The following is a 16979-nucleotide window of genomic DNA, read 5'->3' as shown; positions in this document are numbered from 1 at the left end:
TCATGCGCCATGCCGAAGTGAAACAACGGGTGCCCAGCCTGGGTGAGGCACCCGGTAGCCTGCTGCCAGTCGGTGAGCAGAAATTACCCAGCTCCAGTCTTGCCCTGGTGGAGTTCGGTCCGCAGCAGCTGAGTGAAAACCGTTTTGACAGTATCGCGGCGGGGCTGGCCTATCAGCCGGAACAGCCAGTCTTGTGGCTCAATGTCTATGGTCTGCACGACCCTGCCGTGATGCAGGCTATCGGCGAGCGTTTCCAGCTACACCCGCTGGTGCAGGAAGACATTCTGAACAACCGGCAGCGGCCCAAGCTGGAAGACTATGGCGACTATCTGTTCATCGCCACGCGGGTGTTCGATTTTCCCAAAAATGGTGGCCGGCTCAGCTACGACCAGATGTATCTGGTGGTGGGCGAAAACTTCGTCCTGAGCTTTCAGGAAAGGCCGACCGGGGTCTTCGAGCCGGTGCGCGAGCGGCTGCGCAATCCGCACAGTGTGCTGCGCAGCAAGGGGGCGGACTATCTGGCTTATTCATTGCTGGATGCCATCATCGACGACTATTTCGGCGTGCTCAGCCAGTTTACCGAGCATGTCGAGCGTACCGACCAGTTGCTGCTGCACGGCCGTGAGCAAGGTGTGCTGAACAAGGTGCAACGGCTGAAGCATGACTGCCTCAAGCTGCGCCGCTCCATTCTGCCGCTGCGCGAGATGCTGCTGACGATGCTGCGCGGCGAATATCGGCTGATCCGCCCGGAAACCCAGGTGTATTTGCGTGATGCCTACGACCACACCATGCATGTCATCGAATCTCTGGAAATGTCCCGCGAAATGGTAGCCGATATGCTGGACCTGTATCTGTCTACCCAGTCGCACCGGCTGAACCTGCAGATGCGTGTGCTCACCGTGTTCAGCATGATTTTCATGCCCTTGACGCTGATTGCCGGCATCTACGGCATGAATTTCGAGAACATGCCAGAACTGCATTGGCACTATGGGTACTTTGGTGTACTGGGATTGATGGCTGCCATTGCCGGCGGGCTGATCTGGCTGTTCTGGAAGCGCAACTGGATCTGAGCCACCCCCGTTGCTCCCCCAGCCGCAGCGCCATGGGCCCTGCGGTTTTTTCATGCCTGCAGTTTTGGTAATGATGGTTTTCATATACCCCTTGGGGGTATATACTGAAATATCAAGGAGGCTGTCATGAATGAATCTGCCATTACCCTGCCCATTGCCGGAATGAGTTGCGCTGCCTGCGCCGTCCGCTTGGAGAAGGTGCTGAACCGGCTGGAGGATGTCAGTGCCAATGTCAATTTTGCCAGCGAGCAGGCCGTTATCCGTTATCGGCCCGACACCACCACCATCGCGCAGCTGCAGGCCGCCATCGACAAAGCCGGTTTCAGCGTACCGCTGCAGCAACTGCAACTGGATATCGCCGGCATGAGCTGTGCTGCCTGCGCGGTACGGCTGGAAAAAGTGCTGAACAAACTGCCGCTGCTGGAGGCCGAGGTCAATTTCGCCACGGCCACTGCGCGCCTGCAGTTTGCGCCGGGCACGCTGCAGGCGGCCGATGCCATTGCCGCAGTGGCCAAGGCCGGCTTCACTGCCACGCTACAGCAGGCTGCCAGCCAGGATGGTGGGCAGCAGATGCAGTCGTACCGGCGCGAACTGTTGTGGTTTGCCGTCTCCGCGCTGCTTACGCTGCCATTTTTCCTGGAAATGCTGGCCATGTTGTTCGGCTGGCACCAGCTGATGTTGCCACGCGGCCTGCAATTGGCCCTGGCAACCCCGGTGCAGTTCATCATTGGCTGGCGCTTTTATCGCGGAGCCTGGCATGCGCTGCGCAGCGGCGGCGCCAATATGGATGTGCTGGTGGCGCTGGGCACCAGCATGGCCTGGCTGCTGTCCACCGTGGTTACCCTGTCGGGTTGGCAGCACCAGCATGTGTATTTCGAGGCCAGTGCGGCGGTGATTACCCTGGTATTACTGGGCAAGCTGCTGGAGGCGCGGGCACGTGGCAAGAGTGCAGGGGCTATTGCCAGCCTGCTGCGGCTGGCACCACGCACGGCACGCATAGAGCGGGGCGGCAGCCTGCAGGAGATCGCAGTTGACCAGCTGCAAGTGGGCGATGTGGTGCTGGTGCGTCATGGTGAAAGCCTGCCTGTGGATGGCGTGGTGCTGGAAGGGAAGGCCAGCCTCGACGAAAGCATGCTGACCGGTGAGAGCATGCCGGTGGCCAAGGATGTGGGTGACAAGGTGTATGCCGCTACCCGCAATCTGCAAGGCATGCTGAAAATACGGGCTGGCAGTGTTGGTTCCCACACGCAGCTGGCGGAAATCATCCGGCTGGTTGGCCAGGCGCAGGGTAGCAAGGCACCGATCCAGCGCTTGGCCGATCGTATTGCCGGGGTGTTTGTGCCGGTGGTGGCTGGCCTGGCGGCGCTGACCTTGCTACTGAACGGCTGGTGGTTGGGCGACTGGAGTCAGGCACTGATCAATGCCGTAGCGGTGCTGGTGATTGCCTGCCCCTGCGCGCTGGGCTTGGCGACCCCGACTGCCGTCATGGTGGGGGTAGGCAAGGGAGCCAGCCGTGGCATGCTGTTTCGCAATGCCGCAGCGCTGGAAACGGCTGGCCGCATCCAGCTGCTGGTGGTGGACAAGACCGGGACACTGACCGAAGGTCGGCCACAACTGACCAGCATCTGGGCAGCTGATGGTGACCAGGACCGGCTGTTGTGCCTGGCGGCGAGTGCAGAGAGCGGTTCGGAGCATCCGCTAGCCCTGGCCCTGCTGCAGCAGGCGGCGGCGCGTCAGCTATCCTTGTTGCCGGTGCAGTCCTTCCGCGCCGAAGTAGGGCAGGGGGTGATTGCCCACCTCGCCGGTTACGGTGAAATACGGGTCGGGCGGCCGGAGTGGGCCAGCAATCAGCCCTTGCCTCCCGCGTGGAGTGCGCCGGGGCAAAGCGTGATTGCGCTTGCCCGCGATGGCGTCTTGCTGGGCTTGCTGGCCATTGCCGACCGCTTGCGTCCCACCTCGGCGGCTGCGGTGCGCAGCTTGCAGCAAATGGGGGTGCGGGTCATCATGCTCACCGGCGATAATCCGTCGACAGCCGCTGCCATTGCTGCGGAAGCCGGCATCGACGACTACCGCGCTGGCTTGCGGCCGCAGGACAAGGCGGATGCACTGCGCGAAATCCAGGCAACAGGCCTGAAGGTAGCCATGGTGGGTGATGGCATCAATGATGCGCCGGCGCTGGCCGTGGCGGATGTCAGCTTCGCCATGGGGGCCGGTTCGGATGTAGCGCTGGAAACCGCCGACATCACCCTGATGCGTGGTGATGTACAGCAGGTAGCCGATGCCATCCGTCTGTCGCGTGCCACTTTGGGCAAGATCCGGCAGAACCTGTTTTTTGCCTTTATCTACAATGTACTGGGCATTCCGCTGGCGGCCTTGGGGCTGCTGAATCCGGTGCTGGCAGGTGCTGCCATGGCCATGAGCTCGGTGTCGGTAGTCAGCAATTCGCTGCTGCTGCGCCGCTGGAAATAAACTGAAAGGAACAAGCATGAGCGAACTGAAACTGAATATCGAAGGGATGACCTGCGCTGGCTGCTCCAACAGCATCAGCAAGGTGTTGTCCACCATGGCTGGTGTCAGCAGTGCCGAGGTCAGCCTGGAAAACAAGCAGGCACACATCGTTTACGATGCGGCTACCGTGTCGCCCGAGGAGCTGGCCGCCGCCGTGGTGGATGCCGGCTTCGAGGTAGTCGCCAGCTAATGAATAAGTACCGGCTATCGGTATAAACACTTATACTGCTGTCATTGCAGATGCCGGTCCCTGACCGGCATCAGTCGTTTACAAGCAGACGGCTACAAGCCGCAGATGACGCGATGATGCGCTTTTCGATCAAGTGGGTAGCAGTATGGTGTGGGCTGGCGGTCTGCAGCGGGCAGGTGCTGGCAGCACCAATACCGGTACTGGCCGAGGATAATCTGCCTTTTTCCTATCGGCAGAATGGTGCGATCCAGGGTTATTGCACCGACATCATGCGCGCCACCCTGGGCGCCGCCCGTTTGCCCTACCAGGTGGAAATCCAGCCCTGGGCCAGAATCTACACCACTACATTGGCCCGGCCGGGCACGCTGATGTATCCGGTGGCCAGAACGCCGGACCGTGAGAACAAGTTCAAATGGATAGGTCCGCTGGTGAGCAACCGCATTGCCCTGTTTCGCAAGAAGGGGCGCGGGGATGTCGTGGTGCACAGCCTGGATGATGCCCGGCGTTATCGCATCGGCGTGGTCAATATGGATTTCCGCGAGGAGTACCTGCGGCGCAAGGGCTTTGCCGATGGCGGCGACAAGACCTTGATGGTGGTGAGTTCCAGTGACCTGCTGCTGCCCATGTTGCAGGCTGGGCGCATCGATCTGGTGCCGTTGGGGCTGGCCAAGTGCGCCCCCCATGGCCTGGATTGCAGCGGTATCGAGCCGGTGTATGTGCTGAGCGAGCTGGAGTCTGGTTTGTACATGGTGTTTAACCGTGATACCAGCGATGCCCTGGTACAGCAGGTGCGTGATGGCTTTGAGCGCGTTCGGCGTAATGGGTCTTTGGCTCGCATCATGGAGCCACTCAATCGCATTTATGGTGTGAGCGAATAAGAGCGGTTACAAAAATAGCGTAGCGTCTCTGGTGCAAGGCCTGGCGACGCAGATAGTACAAATAGTACGGCAAGGAGGCGCAACGCAGCCGCAGGGTTTTTGTTCGCGGCTCCAAGTGGCACTCATAGCTCGATGGTGATGCCTTGCTCCAGTGGATGCAGGTGCAATAGCGAGGGCAGTTCCTTGCGTACCTGCTCCAGCATCTGGCTGCGCAGGCTGTTTTCGGTGTGGGTAATCCACACATGGACATTGGGTGGCAGGATTTCCAGCAGTGGCAGCAGCAGGGCGGGGGACATGTGGCCACCTTTCATCGCCTGTGCCGACTGCTCGTTCAGATAACTCAATTCGCAAATCACATCCGTCAATGACGGGACATGGCTGATCCAGTGCCAGAAAGCCAGGCAAGGACCGGAATCACCGGTAAAGGCCAGCGCCCGCCATGGCCCCTCCAAGAGCCAGCCCACTGCCGGCACGCTGTGCTCGGCCGGCAGCGCGGTGGCAATGCCGTCGGGCAAGGGAATCGAGTCACCCACTTCCAGTGCATGCAGCCTCACCCACGGCATATTACCGGGGGCCGCCTTGGTGTAGTCCGGCCACAGCAGGCCGTTGAACATGTGTTGTTGCAGCGCGCTGATGGTTTCCTGCTGGGTATAGACGTCCAGCCCCCTGCCGCCGTGTGTCACATGGGCATCGGCCAGCAGCGGCAGGCTGCCGCTGTGATCCAGATGACTGTGGGTCAGCAGCACGGTGTCGATCTGCAACAGGGCGTCGGTATCGAGGTCGGCAACGCCGCTGCCGCAGTCGATCAGGCAATTGCCATCAACCAGAAAACTGGTGGTACGCGCCGCTTGTCCGATACCGGCGGACGCACCCAGAACCTTGACATGCATGTGGAACCCCTCGCTCATCAGCCGGATCAACCTGTAGCCAGTGTAGTCGATGGCGCAGCATTGCGCCGGAGTGCATCGAGTGGTGGCAAGCCCGCTCGTGTGCTGCCGGGCCGGACGACCTCAGGCCGGCATGCGGCCGGCCCGCCTGCCCAGCCATTCCAGCGTACTGCACAGCAGCAGATAGCCGATGGCCAGCAGGCCGAAGATCTGCAAGGGATAGACCTGCTCGCGATTGTTGATCTGGGTGGCGACAAAGGTGAACTCCGCCACACCCACCACATAGGCCAGCGAGCTGTCTTTCAGCAAGGTGATCCACTGGTTGACGAAGGACGGCAACATGGCGCGCAAGGCCGGTGGCAGGATGATGTAGCGCAAGGCTTGCCAGCGGGTCATGCCCAGTGCCTGGGCCGCGCGCCATTGCCCGTCACCGATGGCATCGATGCCGGCCTTGACCGACTGGCTGAGATAAGCGGCATTGATCACCGCCAGCGCGGCAATCACCGTCAACACGCCAGGAATATCAATGCCGAACAAAATCGGCAGCAAAAAATAGCACCAGAAAATCAGCATCAGCACCGGGATGGCCCGCAGAATCTGCACCAGCGTGTCGAGTACCCGGCACAGACGCGGCCCACCCATGCACAGCGCAACCCCCCCGACCAACCCACCCAGCGTGGCCAGCATGCCGGCAGCCAGGCTGATACCCAGGGTCAGCAGCAGGCCACCCGGCTGGCCACGGGTGAGATTGCCCCACAGCAGATAGTCCAGATTGTCATGCAGCAAGGTCAGCATCATCGGCCAGGCTCCTCGGCGCTGCGCTGGCTACCTGCCAGCTGTGTTGCAATCACCAGTAGCAGATAGAGCAGAGTGGCCACGGCAAAGGCCTGAAAGGCCAGCAGGGTTTCGCTTTCCACCTGGCGTGAGGTATAGGACAGCTCCGCCACGCCAATGGCCATGGTCAGCGAGGTGTTCTTGATGATGGCGGTGTACTGGCCAAGCAGCGGTTGGCGGATGTGGCGCAATGCCTGCGGCAGCACGATAAAGCGGAAAATCTGCCACTCGCTCATGCCCAGGGCCCGGCCAGCCAGCCGTTGCCCGCTGCCGACGGTACGCAGCCCGGCGGCCAGTTCGCCGCTGATGAAGCAGGCCGAATACAAGGACAGGGCAATCCAGGCGGCCAGCCATTCAAAGGAGGGCCAGGACAGGTTCAAGCCCAGCGGCAGCGGTAGTTGGTGCGGGCTGTTCAGCCATTGCATGGCCTGATCCGGCAGCAGGCCGCCCACGCCGAAATACCATAGCAAAACCTGCACCAGCAGCGGGCTGTTGCGATGCAGGCTGCAAAACAGACGCGCCGGCCACTGCAGCCAGCGCTGCTTGCTATCTTGTGCGGCGGTTAGCAGCACACCCAGCACGGTGGCACTGAGGCAGACGCATAGCGCCAGCGCAGCAGTCATGGCTGCACCTTGCAGCAGCCAGCCCAGATAGTGTGGCGCCAGCCAGCCTTGTCCCAGCCAGGAGGGGGGTGTCATGGCAATCTTTCCTGCTCAAAAATCCGGAGATGAAACGGGAAAACCGGCCTGCGCCATAAGCGCTCAGGCCGGTTTGGGCGGTGTTGCAAGACTCAGGCAGCGTCGCCGATCTTGAAATCACGCGGCAGCGGGGCCTTGGTCTTGGGGCCAAACCAGCGGTCGTAGATCTTGCGGGCCTGGCCAGATTTTTCCAGTTCCACCAGCGTGTCATTCACTGTCTTGGTCAGGCGGGCTTCCCCCTTGGGCAGGCCGATGGCCTGGTACTCGCGGGTCAGGGTGAACGGCGCCAGCTCGTACTTGGCCTTGTCCGGGGCATTGGCCAGCAGCGCAGCCAGCTTGGAGCCGTCCTGTGAAATGGCTTGCACATTGCCGTTACGCAGTGCGGTAAAGGCCAGCGGGGTGTCGTCGTAGGCAACCACGGTGGTCTTGCTGTATTTCTCGCGCAGATAGATTTCCTGGGTGGTGCCCTTGTCTACACCCACGCGCAGGCCGGCCAGCTGTTCCGGCTTGCTCAGGCTGCCCTTGCGGGCGATGAACTGCTGACCGGAGGCAAAGTAGGGCAGGCTGAAATCCACTTGCTTCTTGCGCTCATCGGTGACGGTGAAGTTGGCGGCGACCAGATCGGCCTTGCCGGCTACCAGCAGCGGAATGCGGTTGGCCGGGTTGGTGGCAACCAGTTCCAGTTTCACTTGCAGTTTCTTGGCAATGGCCTGGGCTACTTCCACATCCAGACCGCTGATCTGGTGGGTCTGGGCATCCAGGAAGCCAAAGGGCGGGTTGCTGTCGAAGGCCGCCACGCGCAGCACGCCGGCTTTCTTGATGTCGTCCAGGCGATCGGCCAGGGCGTGGCCGGCAGTGCCGAGCAGGGTGAGTGCCAGTAGCAGGGAAGGGGTTTTCATGGCTAAGCCTCTTGTGGAGTGAGAAGGGTAGGACAGTCAGCTCCGGTAGGCGCTGCTGTGAATGGCCCCCATGCTAGGCGCAGCTGCTCAGCAGGTAAAACGATTAAAACTGCATTTTTTATCAGAATATGGAATAAGAAACGGCAGCCCAAGGCTGCCGTTGCAAGGCGCTGTGCATGCTGACGATTCAGCCCATGCGCTGCCGGCAATAACGACTGAGCTGTTCCACCGCCCACGACAGCAGCAGCATGGCGATGATCAGGCTGGCCGCCCGGTGCTGCTGGAACAGCGACAGTGCCAGATACAGCTGCTGCCCCAGGCCACCGGCACCCACAATGCCCAGTACGGTGGCGCTGCGGATATTGTTTTCCCAGCGATACAGGGTGTAGGCCAGCCACTGGCTGAACACCGTGGGCAACTGACCGTAGGCAAAGGCCAGCAGTCTGCCGGCCCCGGCCTGTTGCAAGGCCAGCTCAGGTTCCGGGTCGGCGTTTTCCAGTGTTTCGGCAAACAGCCGCCCCAGTACGCCGGTGGTGTGCAGTGCCAGCGCCAGCACCCCGGCCGCCGGGCCAAGGCCGACTGCCAGTACGGCAATGGATGCCCACAGCAGGTCAGGCACGCCACGCAGCACATTCAGCAAAAGCCGGCTCAGCCACTTTGCGGCAGTGCCAAAGCGGCCGGCGGCCGGCATGGCCAGCACCGCGCCAGCCATAAAAGCCAGCACGCTGCCCAGCCCCGACATGGCCAGGGTTTCTACAATGCCGTGGCCAATTTCCGTCAGCATGTCGCTGGCCGGAGGGAAGAAGTCCCGGGCAAAGCGCACGATGGCGCTGGTGTCGAAACCACTATCACGCCAGCCCGGCCATAGCCACAGCACGCTGGCCGCCACGGCCAGCAGGCCCAGTGCCGGCAGCATGCGGGTAGCGGCCACGCTGGCCAGGGCACGGCGCGACAACAGGCTGATGCCTTCGCTCAGGCTGACCAGCAGCAGGAAAACCAGCAACAGGGTGCTGACTTCACCGCCATTGAGCATTTTCAGGCTGGTGTCCAGCAACTGGCCCACGCCACCGGCGCCAACAAACCCCATCACCGCCGAGGCGCGGATGGCGCACTCCCAGCGATACACGCTATAGCTCAGCAGCTCGGGCAGGGCTTGTGGCCACAGGCCGTACAGCAGGCACTGCCAGCGGCTGGCACCTTGCAGATACAGGGCAGAAGCCAGCCCAGGTGTTTGTGATTCCAGAATCTCGGCATATACCTTGGCCAGCATGCCGCCATACGCGAGGCCGATGGCCAGCACGGCAGGCAGGCTGCCCAGGCCGACCGCCCGCACCAACAGCAGCGCCCAGACGATTTCCGGAATGCCGCGCAAGATCACCATCAGCCCGCGCAGCAGCGAGGCCAGCCAGCCGGCCAGGCGGGCAGGGCGCTCACCGCCCAGCACATGGCGCTGCAAGGCATGGCTGGTGGCAAAGGCCAGCGGCGCACCCAGCAGCATGGCCAGGGCGATGCCGGCGGTGGCGCTGGCCAGGGTGGTCAGGGTTTCGCGTGCCACATCGCGCAGGAAATCCGCCTGCAGCGCCATGGGGAAGAACCCTGCGACAAAGCCGGCCATGGTGCGCCAGCTATCAGGGTTGGCCAGGGTAGCCGGGTTGAACTGGGTCAGGCTGAAGCTGGGGGCCAGCAAGGCCAGACACAGCAGCAGGGTAAGCAGGCGCGGCCAGCGCGCCGGATCGCGCGGATGGCTGCTCAGCATCGCAGGTCCTGGCGGCTGGCTGCTGGGGCGGGCGGCTCAGCCGGCTCGCGCAGCCTTTCACCGGCATACAGGGCACTGACCACGCCCGGATGCACCTGCTCGCGTGGCAGGTCGAACATGATCTGCCCATCGCGCACCCCGATGATGCGCGGGAAATAAGCCAGCGCCAGTTCCACCGAGTGCAGGCTGACCAGCAGGGTGGACTGGTGGGTGCTGGCTTCTTCGCACAGCAGGCGGATGGTGTCATCGGCCAGCCGCGGGTCGAGCGCTGCCACCGGTTCGTCCGCCAGCATCAGCGCGGGACGCTGGTGCAGTACCCGGGCAATGCCGACGCGCTGGCGCTGCCCGCCGGACAGCTGATCGCAGCGTTGCCACAGCTTGTCGGCCAGCGCCACCCGCTGCAGGCTGTCCAGGATGGCGGCGGTATCATCAGGCCACAGCAGTTGGCGCAGTGCGCTCCAGCCGGACATCTGGCCCAGTCGTCCGGCTGCCACCGCATGCACTACCCGCTGGCGGGCCGGCAGCGGTGCTGCTTGGTAGATCATGCCGATGCGGCTACGCAAACCGGCCAGCCAGCGCGGCGACAAGTGCCAGGGATTGTCGCCCAGCAGGTTGAGGCTGCCGTGGCTGGGGCAGTAGCGCGTGGCGGCCAGCAATAACAGCGAGGTCTTGCCGGCACCAGACGGGCCGATCAGCGCCGCCTGCTCCCCCTGGGCCAGACTCAGACTGATATCGCGCAGGATGTCTGTTCCGCCCAGTTGCAGGCTGACGCTGTCAAACCGCAGGCTCACTTGAGCAGGCCTGCCGCTTCTGCCGCAGCCTCGATACCCTTGTAGTTGTCCGCCTTGGTGGGAATGAAGCGGCTGGCACGCTGCAGATCGAGAATGGCTTTGTCTTGCGGATTTTTCGGGTCCAGCTTGAGGAAAGCCGCGCTGATTCTGGCCTGCAGCTTCTTGTCCAGATTGCCACGCACCGTCCAGTTGTAATCATAGAAGGGCGGCGTGGTGGCCAGCAGTTTCACCTTGCTGCCATCCACCTTGCCGCTTTGCACCAGCTTTTCCCATACCGAGGCATTGAGCGCACCGGCATCCACTTTGCCGGAGGCGACCCAGGCCACGGTGGCGTCATGTGCGCCGGAGTAGGCGACGTTCTTGAAGAAGGTTTCCGGCTTGATGCCTTCCTTCTGCAGGAAGTAACGCGGCATCAGGTGACCGGAAGTGGAGGAGGCCGAGCCAAAGGCAAAGCTCTTGCCCTTGAGGTCTTGCAGCGATTTGGCCCCCACAGCGGTATTGACGATGAATTTGGCGGTGAACTTGCTGTCTTCCTCGCGCTGTACCAGCGGCACCACCTTGCCATGCAGGCTGGCCTGCACAAAGGTAAAGCCACCCAGCCAGGCCATGTCGATCTTGTCGCTGTTAAGCGCAGTCACCACCGCGGCGTAGTCGGTCACCGGCACGAACTGCACCTTCATCCCCAGCTCCTTTTCCAGATACTGGCCCAGCGGCGCAAACTTGCGTTGCAACTCGGTAGGAGCCTCGTCGGGAATGGCCGATACTTTCAACACGGCTTCTTCGGCCGAGGCCAGAGCGGAGACTGCCAGCAAGGCCGTGGCCAGGGTGAGCTTGAGGGTTTTCATGCCAGATTTCCTTAGCGGTGCGGGCGAAAGGCCGCAGGACAAATAAAAGCCAGTCGATGACTGGCTTTCTGGATAAAGCGATGGTGGCAGACGAAAAGCTGCCAGCGGCAATTATAACCTAGCGTGGCTGGCGTTTGCCGAAGAATAGCAGTAGCAGCACCCCGATGATGATCATCGGCAGGCTTAGCCATTGGCCCATGCTGATGGTGTAGGAGTGGCCGAAAATACCGGCATCCGGATTGCGGAAGAACTCGCTGACAAAACGCGCCAGACCGTAACCGATCAGGAACACCGCCGATACCTGGCCACGGGCGCGCGGCTTGCTGCTATAGATCCACAGCACGGCAAACAGGGCGATGCCTTCCAGCAAAAATTCATACAGCTGCGAAGGATGACGCGGCAGCGCGCCATACTGCATCAGCATGTTCAGCAGGTCGGACGAGGTCTGGCCCTCGGCTAGGTCATTGGCCCGCGCCTGGGGAAACAGCATGGCCCACGGCAGCTCGGGGCTGGCTACCCGTCCCCACAGCTCGCCATTGATGAAGTTGCCGATACGCCCGGCCGCCAGGCCTAGCGGTACCAGTGGGGCGATGAAGTCGGTCAGCTCCCAGAAGCTGCGTTGTTGCTTGCGGGCAAACAAGGCCATGCCCACCAGCACCCCCAGGAAACCGCCATGGAAGGACATGCCACCCTTCCACACCATGAAGATCTCTGCCGGATGGCTGAAGTAATAACCCGGCTCGTAAAACAGCACCTCACCCAGCCGGCCGCCAATCACCACCCCCAGCACGCCATACATCAGCAGGTCGTCCAGCAGCTTGGAAGTAAGAAAAGCATGGCCCTGGCGGATGCGGTAATTGCCCAGCAGCAGGAACAGGCCAAAGCCCAGCAGGTACATCAGGCCATACCAGTGAATGGCCAGCGGGCCCAGGTGGATGGCGACGGGGTCAAACTGCGGATGAACGATCATTTGTCAGGTCGGTGCGTTTGCGGTAAAAGAATATGGACGAAATTATACGGAATGCGTTCCGCCGCGTCCTGTCATTACCGTGACAGAATGTGGCCAGCCCGATCCTGCGGCACCCCGGAAAGGGCAGACCTGCCTGCAACACAGGCGTGGTCAGCGGCAATGTGCTCTGCAAGCATCTGAATCATCAAGGAAACAAGACATGCCCCAATACCGTTCCAAAACCTCTACCGCCGGTCGCAACATGGCGGGTGCCCGCGCCCTGTGGCGCGCCACCGGCATGAAAGACGAGGATTTTGGCAAGCCCATCATCGCCATTGCCAACAGTTTCACCCAGTTCGTGCCCGGTCATGTCCACCTGCACAATATGGGCCAGCTGGTGGCACGTGAAATCGAACGCGCCGGCGGGGTGGCCAAGGAATTCAACACCATCGCCATCGACGACGGCATCGCCATGGGCCACGGCGGCATGCTGTACAGCCTGCCCAGCCGCGACCTGATCGCCGACAGCGTGGAATACATGGTGAATGCCCACTGTGCCGACGCACTGGTGTGCATCTCCAACTGCGACAAGATCACCCCCGGCATGCTGATGGCCGCCATGCGCCTGAACATCCCGGTAATCTTCGTTTCCGGTGGCCCGATGGAAGCCGGCAAGGTGCAGTGGGGCAACGACATCCGCAAGCTCGACCTGGTGGACGCCATGGTGGAAGCGGCCAACAGCGCCATTTCCAATGAAGACGTGGAACGGGTGGAACGTTCCGCCTGCCCGACTTGCGGTTCCTGCTCCGGCATGTTCACCGCCAACTCGATGAACTGTCTGACCGAGGCACTGGGCCTGTCGCTGCAGGGTAACGGCAGCCTGGTGGCTACCCATGCCGACCGCAAGGAGCTGTTCCTGCGTGCCGGCCGCCTGATCGTCGATATCACCAAGCGTTATTACGAGCAGGACGACGCCAGCGTGCTGCCGCGTGCCATCGGCACCAAGCAGGCTTTTGAAAACGCCATGAGCCTGGACGTGGCCATGGGCGGTTCCACCAATACCGTGCTGCACCTGCTGGCTGCCGCCAGCGAAGCCGGTGTCGATTTCAAGATGGCCGACATCGACCGCATCTCGCGCTCGGTACCCTGCCTGTCCAAGGTGGCCCCGGCTACGCAGAAATATCATATGGAAGACGTGCACCGCGCTGGTGGCGTGGTGGCCATTCTGTCCGAGCTGGACCGCGCCGGCCTGATCCACCGCGATGTCCCCACCATCCACAGCAAGACGCTGGCCGAGGGACTGGAAGCTTGGGACATCATGCGCCACGGCGAAGACAGCGAAGCCCGCCGCTTCTACCGTGCGGCTCCGGGTGGCGTACCCACCACCATTGCCTTCTCGCAATCCATGCGCTACCCCGGCGTGGATGACGACCGTGCCGGTGGTTGCATCCGCGACAAGGCCAATGCCTACTCGCAGGATGGCGGCCTGGCCGTGCTCTACGGCAATATCGCCGAGCGTGGCTGTATCGTGAAAACCGCCGGGGTGGATGATTCCATCCTCAAGTTCACCGGCCGTGCCCGTATTTTCGAAAGTCAGGACGACGCAGTCGCCGCCATTCTGGATGACCAGATCGTGGCCGGCGATGTGGTGGTCATCCGCTACGAAGGCCCCAAGGGCGGGCCGGGCATGCAGGAAATGCTCTATCCCACCAGCTATCTCAAGTCCAAGGGCCTGGGCAAGGCCTGCGCACTGCTGACCGATGGTCGCTTCTCCGGTGGCACTTCCGGCCTGTCCATCGGCCATGTGTCGCCGGAAGCAGCCGAAGGCGGTGCGATTGGTCTGGTGGAAGAGGGCGATACCATCGAGATCGACATCCCCAATCGTGGCATCAGCCTGTCGATCAGCGACGAGGCATTGGCAGCACGCCGTGCCGCCATGGACGCCCGTGGTCGTGATGCCTGGAAACCGCTGGGCCGCCAGCGTCCGGTCAGCGCCGCCCTGCGTGCCTACGCTGCCATGACCACCAGCGCCGATACCGGTGCGGTGCGTGATGTGACCCAGGTGGAAAAATAAGCGGACTGCCCGCTGAATGTGCAAGAACGGCAGCTGTGGCTGCCGTTTTTTTCGCTTAGTGCTCACCGGAGAATACCCAGTATGGCAGAGACCCTGCATTTGTCCCTTGAAGAGGTGGTCCAGCAACAGCTGGACGCCTATAACGCCCATGATCTGGACGCCTGGCTGGCTACCTATGCGGCAGATGCCTGCCAGTACCAGCACCCTGCCACCTTGCTGGCGCGTGGTCATGCCGAGATTCGCCAGCGGGCCATCGCCCGCTTCGCCGAGCCCGATCTGCATGCCCGGCTGTTACGGCGTCAGGTACTGGGGCAGGTGGTGATTGACCACGAAATGGTCAGGCGCAATTTTGCCGAAGGCCCGGGCCAGATCGAGCTGCTGTGCCTGTATACCGTGGAAGAAGGGAAGATAAGCAGCGCAAGCTTTGTCTCCGGTCCTGTGCAACTAGACCAGGCTTGTGTGGATTGATGTCACCAGCGGAGGAACTTGGCAATGAACAATACCGCTTCACTACACCTGACCGTTGATGCCCAGTACTGCAGCCCGTATGCCATGTCGGTGTATGTGGCGCTGCAGGAAAAGCAGCTGCCCTTTACCCTGTCGACGCTGGATCTGGATGCCGGGGCCAATCATGCGCCGGCCTATGCCTTCAGCTCGCTGACCGCGCGGGTTCCCGCCTTGCAGCATGGTGATTTCGTGCTCAGTGAGTCTTCGGCCATTACCGAATATCTCGACGAGCTGTTTCCCGGCCCGGCTTTGTACCCGCAATCGGCCCAGGACAAGGCGCGGGCGCGGCAAATCCAGGCCTGGCTGCGTAGCGATTTGCTGGCACTCAGGCAGGAGCGCGACACGCTGGTGGTGTTTTATCGGCCAGTGACACAGCCCCTGTCGGATAGCGGCCAGCGCGCCGCCCACAAGCTGCTGCGCGTTGCCGAACAGTTGCTGTTACCGGGGCGGGATCATCTGTTTGCAGAGTGGAGCATTGCCGATGTCGATCTGGCGCTGATGCTCAACCGCCTGCGGCTGAATGGCGATGAACTGCCTGCGCGGCTGGCAGACTATGCGGCCCGGCAATGGCAGCGACCATCAGTGCAGCAGTGGCTGCAGCTACCGCGCCCGGCGCTGGCCTGATGTCGGGCAGCCGCTAAGCGGTGTACTGCTTGCCACAGTGCTGATCATGTGCGCTGTGGAATTTTCTACAAGTCAGAACTTAATTTCCCTGGCGCTGTCACATCATTTCCGGTTTGGTCCCCAGACTGGATTCCCCGATCAACAGCGCAATTCCCGCTGTTTTGCCTTGCTAGCTCAGCAAGACCGAACATTTCCGCATGTTCGGTTTTTCTTTTTTGTCACAATTTGAACTTGTATACAGTATATGTTTCATTTGCTGCACAAGATTGCGCAAATTCGAACATGCCAATGTACATTCCAATGTCCTGCCGCCGCAGTGGCTGCAAGTATGCGCAGAGTGGCAGATGACAGGGCCGTCATGGTGGTCAGCGTGATTCTTGGCCAGAGGGAGAATACTGCCGCCCGTGTAAAAAATCTTTAATAACATTGTCTTATATGGATTTTCTTTGGGCTTGCCTGGCGAATGGACAAAAAAATGCGCGGTGCCGTGAGGCCCGCGCCAAGTCTACAAAGGAGAAATAGAGGAGAAACTATCAAGAAGCAATTGCTGCATCTCAACGAGTACGGATTATCCGGATGTCGCGCTCGGGTGTCAACATTAGTATTTTCGAAAAGCTTAAAAATATCCGTTTCTGTCGCTAATTAGCACATGCTTATGTTTGAAATCGAAAGTCAAGCGCTTGCTTGGTGAGCCGGGCGCGGCTGATTGTGCGACAATATGCCCTTTCCCGATTTCAGCAGGATGACATGATGTCGCAGCCGCTTCTCACTCTTCCGGACCCGCGCCAGTACCACCCGCCGGTGTCGCTGACCAATATGCTGATCCACAACGCCTTGTCGGTACAAAATGCCACCAGCGATGCCGACCGCGAGCTGTGGTTTGTCGCCATTCGTGATGCCATGGCGCAAATGCTGCAGCGTGGCGAATTGCTCTCGATTTCGGTCGCATTGGCGATGGTGCCGTCGCAAGACACTTATAAGATTGTCTGGGATGCGTTGCGTGCGGCGGTGGAGCAGCCGGATGGCCGCCGTGCTCACCTGTTTGCCTTGCCGCTGGTGCTGGTGGCAGGCAGCAAGAATCAGGCGACGCTGCCGGCGCAGATTGCTGATGAAGATGGCCTGAATGCCTTGCTGCGCCAGCACGGGGTGTTGAGTTCGGATGGCGAGGCCCGCGTGTTCGGCCAGCTCTTGCATCCGGACAGTGTGGTGGCTATGGATGCGGCCAAGCTGTATCGCCTGACCCGTGAACTGGATGCAGCGGCCCCCCTTGCCGGCGAAGCGCTGGACGGTGCGGCCATTACCCTGAAAGAAGAGGGCGTATTCCTGCGCTACCTGCTGGGGGTGGCCATCCAGCAGCCGGGTGATGCCGCGCCGGTACAACTGGGTGGTGCCGTGGGTGCCTGGGGCATGCCCTTGATGAAATTCCTGGGCGAGCAGCTGCACACTGATGGCGTGACGCTGTTCCCCAT

15 protein-coding genes and 1 pseudogene are annotated in these 16979 nt (G+C 61.4%); 8 read left to right on the top strand and 8 right to left on the bottom strand.

What is annotated here, in order from left to right; genetic code table 11:
• Positions 1-2: 2 nt before the first annotated feature.
• The 4 genes from corA to H2Z84_RS10305 all read left to right on the top strand — a co-directional run bounded on the left by corA (position 3) and on the right by H2Z84_RS10305 (position 4646).
• Positions 3-1070, top strand: coding sequence for a magnesium/cobalt transporter CorA (gene corA, locus H2Z84_RS10320; RefSeq protein WP_220272785.1), 1068 nt, complete (start codon positions 3-5; stop codon positions 1068-1070).
• A gap of 126 nt (positions 1071-1196) precedes the next feature.
• Positions 1197-3539, top strand: a complete 2343-nt coding sequence (locus H2Z84_RS10315; RefSeq protein ID WP_181835920.1) for a heavy metal translocating P-type ATPase — start codon at positions 1197-1199, stop codon at positions 3537-3539.
• Between the two features lie 16 nt (positions 3540-3555).
• Positions 3556-3768 carry a heavy-metal-associated domain-containing protein gene (locus tag H2Z84_RS10310; RefSeq protein ID WP_103524678.1) on the top strand — a complete coding sequence of 71 codons (213 nt, stop codon included), beginning with the start codon at positions 3556-3558 and terminating at the stop codon, positions 3766-3768.
• A 113-nt stretch (positions 3769-3881) separates the two neighbouring features.
• On the top strand, positions 3882-4646 hold the full coding sequence (locus H2Z84_RS10305) for a substrate-binding periplasmic protein (RefSeq protein ID WP_181835919.1): 765 nt from the start codon (positions 3882-3884) through the stop codon (positions 4644-4646).
• A 122-nt stretch (positions 4647-4768) separates the two neighbouring features.
• On the opposite strand, the gene H2Z84_RS10300 is transcribed toward H2Z84_RS10305, so the two are convergent.
• The 8 genes from H2Z84_RS10300 to lgt form a co-directional block, all read right to left on the bottom strand.
• On the bottom strand, positions 4769-5536 hold the full coding sequence (locus H2Z84_RS10300) for a 3',5'-cyclic-nucleotide phosphodiesterase (RefSeq protein ID WP_181835918.1): 768 nt from the start codon (positions 5534-5536) through the stop codon (positions 4769-4771).
• A 120-nt stretch (positions 5537-5656) separates the two neighbouring features.
• Positions 5657-6331, bottom strand: a complete 675-nt coding sequence (locus H2Z84_RS10295; protein WP_181835917.1) for an amino acid ABC transporter permease — start codon at positions 6329-6331, stop codon at positions 5657-5659.
• Positions 6328-7065, bottom strand: a complete 738-nt coding sequence (locus H2Z84_RS10290) for an amino acid ABC transporter permease (RefSeq protein ID WP_181835916.1) — start codon at positions 7063-7065, stop codon at positions 6328-6330. The genes H2Z84_RS10295 and H2Z84_RS10290 overlap by 4 nt, the downstream gene beginning before the upstream one ends.
• Positions 7066-7157: 92 nt before the next feature.
• A complete protein-coding gene (locus H2Z84_RS10285) occupies positions 7158-7964 on the bottom strand; it encodes an ABC transporter substrate-binding protein (protein WP_181835915.1) in 807 nt (268 codons plus the stop codon).
• A gap of 187 nt (positions 7965-8151) precedes the next feature.
• Positions 8152-9720, bottom strand: a complete 1569-nt coding sequence (phnE, locus tag H2Z84_RS10280) for a phosphonate ABC transporter, permease protein PhnE (RefSeq protein WP_181835914.1) — start codon at positions 9718-9720, stop codon at positions 8152-8154.
• Positions 9714-10511 carry a phosphonate ABC transporter ATP-binding protein gene (locus tag H2Z84_RS10275; RefSeq protein ID WP_181835913.1) on the bottom strand — a complete coding sequence of 266 codons (798 nt, stop codon included), beginning with the start codon at positions 10509-10511 and terminating at the stop codon, positions 9714-9716. Before H2Z84_RS10275 ends, phnE begins: the two co-directional genes overlap by 7 nt.
• Entirely contained in the window at positions 10508-11356 is an 849-nt protein-coding gene (locus H2Z84_RS10270) for a putative selenate ABC transporter substrate-binding protein (protein ID WP_181835912.1), read from the bottom strand. Before H2Z84_RS10270 ends, H2Z84_RS10275 begins: the two co-directional genes overlap by 4 nt.
• A 118-nt stretch (positions 11357-11474) precedes the next feature.
• Entirely contained in the window at positions 11475-12326 is an 852-nt protein-coding gene (gene lgt / locus H2Z84_RS10265) for a prolipoprotein diacylglyceryl transferase (RefSeq protein WP_103524671.1), read from the bottom strand.
• A gap of 199 nt (positions 12327-12525) precedes the next feature.
• On the opposite strand from lgt, the gene ilvD reads away from it, so the two are divergent.
• The 4 genes and pseudogenes from ilvD to H2Z84_RS10245 all read left to right on the top strand — a co-directional run.
• Positions 12526-14379, top strand: a complete 1854-nt coding sequence (gene ilvD / locus H2Z84_RS10260; RefSeq protein ID WP_181835911.1) for a dihydroxy-acid dehydratase — start codon at positions 12526-12528, stop codon at positions 14377-14379.
• A gap of 81 nt (positions 14380-14460) precedes the next feature.
• Positions 14461-14847: a nuclear transport factor 2 family protein gene (locus H2Z84_RS10255; RefSeq protein ID WP_181835910.1), complete on the top strand. Its 387-nt coding sequence runs from the start codon at positions 14461-14463 to the stop codon at positions 14845-14847.
• 24 nt (positions 14848-14871) lie between these two features.
• Positions 14872-15510 carry a glutathione transferase gene (yfcF, locus tag H2Z84_RS10250; protein ID WP_181835909.1) on the top strand — a complete coding sequence of 213 codons (639 nt, stop codon included), beginning with the start codon at positions 14872-14874 and terminating at the stop codon, positions 15508-15510.
• Positions 15511-16260: 750 nt separating this feature from the next.
• A pseudogene (locus H2Z84_RS10245) lies at positions 16261-16979 on the top strand (hypothetical protein); the annotation flags it as partial.

Source organism: Aquitalea aquatica, from assembly GCF_013911085.1.
Lineage (GTDB): Bacteria > Pseudomonadota > Gammaproteobacteria > Burkholderiales > Chromobacteriaceae > Aquitalea > Aquitalea aquatica.
The sequence above is the reverse complement of the archived record's forward strand: the minus strand, read 5'-3'. Positions and strand labels throughout refer to the sequence as shown.